This is a genomic window from Thalassolituus sp. UBA2009, from assembly GCF_002335285.1.
Lineage (GTDB): Bacteria > Pseudomonadota > Gammaproteobacteria > Pseudomonadales > Oceanobacteraceae > Venatoribacter > Venatoribacter alkanivorans.
Window position 1 is genome coordinate 836 of sequence record NZ_DDCJ01000029.1, and the last position, 5,484, is coordinate 6,319.

The following is a 5,484-nucleotide window of genomic DNA, read 5'->3' on the forward strand; positions in this document are numbered from 1 at the left end:
CAGTGGTTGTTCCAGCAGGCGTTGCAACAGCGAAAAATCGATCCCCGGATACAGGGTCACCACCGCCACCGCCGCATGTTTCAGGGCGTTAAATTGTGGCAGTTTATTATGCAGCGGACGCAGTTCCGGCAGGCCGGCCTCGATGGTAGTGCCGGCATGCAGCAACGCATTGCAGTTGGGTGAATCAAAGGCATCAAAGCCCTGACTGTTTATTTTGGTCGCCCGGTTACCACGCAATAATCGGTGATGAAAAAACAGGCCCACTTCGGCACGCGGATAATGTGCGGCAATATAGAGCGCGTTGAGTAAATTATCGTGGCCGTCGGAGCGTGGCTCGCACAGCGGAATCTGTGAACCGGTCACAATCACCGGCTTGCCCAGATCGGGCAACATAAAGGACAGGACTGAGGCGGTATAGGCCATGGTGTCGGTGCCGTGCAGCACAACAAAGCCATCGAAACGGTCGTAATGGGCAAGAATATCGGCAGCAATCTGCATCCATTGCGCCGGCGTCATATCCGACGAATCGAGCAGCGGCTGGTATTCATGCAGCTCAAATTCCGGCATTTCGTCACGGCTGAATTCCGCCAGACTGCGGATTTTATCTTCCAGAAAGCCGGCCAGCGGCTGAAAACCACGCTCAGTACGGGCCATGCCAATAGTGCCGCCGGTGTAGGCGATGTAAATGCGTTTGCGTGCTGACGTCATACAGAACTTTTATCCGCGCTGATATGCCTGCATGATGGCACAAACATAATGAATTGAGGAATGACCATGACATTATTGCTGGCCGGACTACTGCTGTTTATCGGCGGACACTGTACCAACCTGATCGCGCCGCAATGGCGTAACGCCATGGTCAGCCGTCTGGGGCTGCTGCCGTGGAAGGGTCTGTATTCTGTGGTCGCCATCGGCGGCTTTATTCTGCTGGTGATCGGTTACGGCGAAGCCCGTATGAACCCGACCTGGCTGTGGACACCACCAGTATGGACACGCCATCTGGCGGCACTGATCACCCTGCCCGCTTTTATTCTGCTGTTTGCCAGCCAGATTCCCGGCAACCGTTTGCAGGTTAAGCTCGGCCATCCGATGTATCTGGGCATCAAACTCTGGGCCTTTGCCCATTTAATCGCCAATGGCGGTCTGCACGATCTGGTGCTGTTCGGTGCCTTCTTAATCTGGGCTATTGCCGGATTTGCGGTATCCCGTCGCCGTGACCGTATCGCCGGGGTGAAGAAAGAGTATAAAGGAGCGGTACGCGACGTACTGACGCTGGTTGTGGGTATCGGCGCCTGGGTTGCCTTTGCCCTGTGGCTGCATGGCATGCTGATTGGCGTGAAGCCGTTCGGTTAAATAATCTTTCTCCGCTTTACTGCGCATCACCTGACAGTGGTTATTGATTCTGAACAGCAGTCAGGTGCTGCATACCCCAGCCGCGTAATGCCTGTATGACCGGCTCCAGAGTCCGGCCGTACTCTGTCAGGCTGTACTCCACCCGTGGCGGCACTTCGGCATAAACTGTGCGCGAAATCAGCTGGCAAGCCTCCAGTTCCCGTAACTGACGGGTCAGCATTCGTTGGGTAATGTCCGGCATAATCCGGCGTAATTCATTGAAACGATGTGTTCCATCCAGCAGGTGATAAAGAATTACGCCTTTCCATTTGCCACCAATCAGCTCAAGAGTCGCTTCTACCGGGCAACCGAGGTTGCAATCATAGTCTGAGTGGTTCATTTCATATCGTCCAAGGGTATACAAAAGGGTACTGAGTATCAGAAATGTGCATTCTTATGCGCACGGTTTTCATCGTCTAAGATCGCCGGACGTTAACAAGGAAACACATTATGAAAACGTTAATTATTCTGGCACATTCCAATATTCAGAACTCGCTTGCCAATAAAATAATTGCTGACCAGATCGGCCAGCTGGCGGATACCGAAGTGCGTAATCTCGGCCAGCTTTATCCGGATTTTCAGATCGATATTGCTGCAGAACAGCAGGCATTACTGCAGGCCGATCTGATTATCTTCCAGTATCCGTTTCATTGGTACAGCGTACCGGGAATTTTAAAGGAATGGATGGACCGTGTATTTCTTTTTGGCTTTGCCTATGGCCCGGACAGTCAGTTGCGTGGCAAAAACTTACTGGTATCAACCACCATCGGCGGTCCACTGAACAGCTATGCAGCCGGTGGCCATAACCACTTCACCACTCAGGAGCTGCTGCGTCCGCTGGAACAAAGCGCTAACTTTACCGGCATGGTCTTCCTGCCGCCGCTGATTTCCCACGATATGGTGTATAAAACCGGTGGCGATAACAGCCGTGAAGATATTACACAAAGAGCTCATGAACATGCAGAGCGGTTGTGCAGACTGATTCAACAAAAGTCAGCCAGCTTTATGCAACAGGGCGCACCTTCTGCGGCCTGAAGCGCTGGCAAGACGGTCGCTGCCGGAATATCCTAGGGCCTGAACAGCCCCTAACACACCTATTTATTCCGGAAGCGCCGTGTCTCTTTCCCTGCAAATACCGTTCAGCAATGCCTACGCCGCTCTGCCCGAGCGTTTTTACGCACGGGTGCTGCCAACGCCGGTAAAAAATCCGGCGTTAATCCGTTTTAACAGCACTCTCGCGCAGGAATTAGGCATAGAGCTTAATACCGCCAGCTCCAGCGCCTGCTCCAGCGACAACAACAGTGACAACGAACTGGCACAGATATTTTCCGGCAATCAAATTCCCGACAACGCCGCCCCTCTGGCGATGGCTTACAGTGGCCATCAGTTTGGGCAGTTAAATCCGCAATTAGGGGATGGCCGCGCTATTCTGCTCGGCGACCTGCTCGATATTCAGGGGCAGCGCCGTGATATTCAGTTAAAAGGCAGTGGCCGCACGCCATTTTCGCGCAGCGGCGATGGCCGCTCACCGCTTGGGCCTGTGCTGCGCGAATACATTCTGTGCGAAGCCATGCACGCATTAGGTGTACCCACCACCCGTGCACTGGCTGCGGTCAGCAGTGGCGAATGGGTGATACGCGACGGGCGCGAACCCGGAGCGGTATTTACCCGCGTCGCCGCCAGCCATATCCGTGTCGGCACCTTTCAGTATTTTGCCCTGCGCCGCGACGGCGAAGCCGTTAAACAATTAGCCGACCATGTACTGGCCCGTCATTATCCGCACATTAACAGCAGCGATGACGATGCTTATCTGCAATTATTCGAAGCCATTTGCCATAAGCAGGCCGAATTAATTGCCCAGTGGATGCAGCTCGGTTTTATTCATGGTGTGATGAATACCGATAATATGACCGTCAGTGGTGAAGCCATCGATTATGGCCCCTGCGCCTTTATGGATGCTTATCACCCGGAAACGGTATTCAGCTCCATCGACCGCCATGGCCGTTACGCCTATCAGAATCAGCCAGCCATTGGCCAGTGGAATTTAGCGCGACTGGCAGAAACTCTGCTGCCACTATTTAACGACGACGAGAAAATTGCGGTCGAAAAAGCCACCGCCATTCTGCAGGATTTTGCCTTATGGCAACAACAGGCCTGGCTTGAACATATGCGCGAAAAAGTGGGTTTTTCCGCACTGAAAAACAGTGATCAGGCGCTGATTGAAAACCTGCTGGCACTGCTGGCCGAAGGACGTATCGACTATACGCTGTTTTTCCGCCGTTTAAGCGACTGCAGTCAGCCAGACAGTGAACGCCAGGCGTTACTGGAACTGCTGAATCTGCCGGAATGCCGCAGCAGCGCAACACTGGTGCAGAATATTAATGACTGGCTGGACGACTGGCAGCAGCAGTTAATTCAGCGTGGCGACAGCGATAGCGCCGAACAACGTATGCTGAATAAAAATCCGGCCTATATTGCGCGCAACCACCGCGTTGCCGAAGCCATTGCCGCTGCTGAAGAAGGTGATTTTTCCGTCTTTGAACAACTGTTACAGGTACTGGCCGAGCCATACCGCAGCAAGGCAGAATATGCCGATTATGAACAACCGCCAAAGCCGGATGAAAAAGTGTTACGCACCTTCTGCGGCACCTGAGGAAAACTGACATGGATTTATCGGTATTTGTGAATGGCCATGCCCAGACAGCATTTCAGTTATTCATTGCTTTATCTCTGGGTGCGTTAATCGGGCTGCAACGTGGCTGGGTATCACGCGAACAGGAAGCCGGCGCACGGGTTGCCGGTATCCGTACCCATACGCTGACCGCTCTGACCGGCTGTATCAGCGTGCTGTTGTCAGAAAGTATTTCGCCCTGGTTTTTACCGGCAATGCTGCTGGTAATGGCAGCCCTGGCCATCAGCGGTTACCGTACTTATGCCGCCAATCATCAGAACGTCAGCATTACCGGTGTGGTGGGTTTATTACTGACCTTCTGTTTTGGTGCCATGGTGGCCGCTGGTCAAACTGTGATCGCAGCTATGGCGGCCGTGGTCACCACCATTATTCTCGATAACAAAAGCGAAATTCACAGCGCCCTGCGCAAATTGCGCGAAAACGAACTGGATGCCGCACTGCAATTATTACTGATTTCTGTGGTGATGCTGCCACTGCTGCCGGATAAAGGCTTTGGCCCCGGTGGCGTGATCAATCCCTATGAAATCTGGTGGATGGTGGTACTGATCGCCTCGATTTCTTTTGTTGGCTATTTTTCGGTACGTATTCTTGGTGAGCGCCGTGGCCTGCTGTTTACCAGTCTGTTCGCCGGTTTAAGCTCATCAACCGCACTCACACTGCATTTCTCCCGCCTTGCCCGCTCATCACCGGCCAATGCACCGTTATTAGCGGCCGGTATTCTGCTGGCCTGCGGCACCATGTTTCCGCGTATTTTACTTTACTGTCTGGTAATTAACCGTGAGCTAATCACCCTGCTCTGGCTGCCGGTATTACTGATGACCCTGTCTTTATATCTGCCCGCCATTGTGATGAATCTGCGTCATACAAAAACCGACGTCAGCCATCCTGATCTGGCCAAAAATCCGCTGGAATTAAGATCGGCTTTAATTCTGGGTGGCCTGCTGGTCATTATTTTATTACTGACCGAATGGCTGCAGCAGGAAATGGGCAGCACCGGGGTTTATCTGCTGGCGGCGATTTCCGGCATTACCGATGTCGATGCCATCAGCCTGAGTTTATCGCGTATGTCACTCGGCGACAGCCTGACACTGACCGTCGCAGCCACCGGTATTCTGATTGCGGTCACTGTTAATAATTTATTTAAGGCAGGCCTTGCTATGGTTATCGGCAAACCGGCGCTGGGCATCCGCGTCAGCCTGGCGATGCTTTTATCTCTGATTATTGGCGCTCTGAGCCTTTGGCTTATGGCGCCCTGAATCTGCAGGGCATACAGCAGGAAAACATCCATAAAAAAACCGGCCTGTTGGCCACTACTGTCCCACAGTTTTTAATCAGCACCGCAGCTGGCAAAAACTGCATTTTTTAACATCCAGGCCCAATGCCTCCCAGGGGAACTTATC

Annotated in this window: 6 protein-coding genes; 4 read left to right on the forward strand and 2 right to left on the reverse strand. The window is 52.9% G+C overall.

Annotated elements, in window-relative coordinates:
- Positions 1 to 708: asparaginase domain-containing protein (locus tag B3P58_RS03345; RefSeq protein WP_286716074.1), on the reverse strand; the 708-nt coding region annotated here is incomplete at its 3' end.
- A gap of 66 nt (positions 709 to 774) precedes the next feature.
- Here B3P58_RS03345 and B3P58_RS03350 point away from each other — a divergent pair.
- Entirely contained in the window at positions 775 to 1,353 is a 579-nt protein-coding gene (locus B3P58_RS03350; RefSeq protein ID WP_286716075.1) for an NnrU family protein, read from the forward strand.
- 40 nt (positions 1,354 to 1,393) lie between these two features.
- Here the strand turns inward: B3P58_RS03350 and B3P58_RS03355 are convergent, their stop codons facing one another.
- On the reverse strand, positions 1,394 to 1,732 hold the full coding sequence (locus B3P58_RS03355; RefSeq protein WP_230331892.1) for a winged helix-turn-helix transcriptional regulator: 339 nt from the start codon (positions 1,730 to 1,732) through the stop codon (positions 1,394 to 1,396).
- Between the two features lie 110 nt (positions 1,733 to 1,842).
- On the opposite strand from B3P58_RS03355, the gene B3P58_RS03360 reads away from it, so the two are divergent.
- The 3 genes from B3P58_RS03360 (at position 1,843) to B3P58_RS03370 (ending at position 5,340) form a co-directional block, all read left to right on the forward strand.
- The gene (locus B3P58_RS03360; RefSeq protein ID WP_286716077.1) at positions 1,843 to 2,427 is read left to right on the forward strand and encodes an NAD(P)H-dependent oxidoreductase; all 585 of its coding nucleotides are present in this window, start codon (positions 1,843 to 1,845) and stop codon (positions 2,425 to 2,427) included.
- Positions 2,428 to 2,506: 79 nt separating this feature from the next.
- Positions 2,507 to 4,045, forward strand: a complete 1,539-nt coding sequence (locus B3P58_RS03365) for a protein adenylyltransferase SelO (RefSeq protein WP_286716078.1) — start codon at positions 2,507 to 2,509, stop codon at positions 4,043 to 4,045.
- An 11-nt stretch (positions 4,046 to 4,056) separates the two neighbouring features.
- Entirely contained in the window at positions 4,057 to 5,340 is a 1,284-nt protein-coding gene (locus B3P58_RS03370) for an MgtC/SapB family protein (RefSeq protein ID WP_286716079.1), read from the forward strand.
- Positions 5,341 to 5,484: the final 144 nt, after the last annotated feature.

Coding starts and splice junctions, on each gene's coding strand:
- B3P58_RS03355 (WP_230331892.1), bottom strand. CDS start 1,732: ATGAACCACTCAGACTATGATTGCAACCTCGGTTGCCCGGTAGAAGCG.
- B3P58_RS03350 (WP_286716075.1), top strand. CDS start 775: ATGACATTATTGCTGGCCGGACTACTGCTGTTTATCGGCGGACACTGT.
- B3P58_RS03360 (WP_286716077.1), top strand. CDS start 1,843: ATGAAAACGTTAATTATTCTGGCACATTCCAATATTCAGAACTCGCTT.
- B3P58_RS03370 (WP_286716079.1), top strand. CDS start 4,057: ATGGATTTATCGGTATTTGTGAATGGCCATGCCCAGACAGCATTTCAG.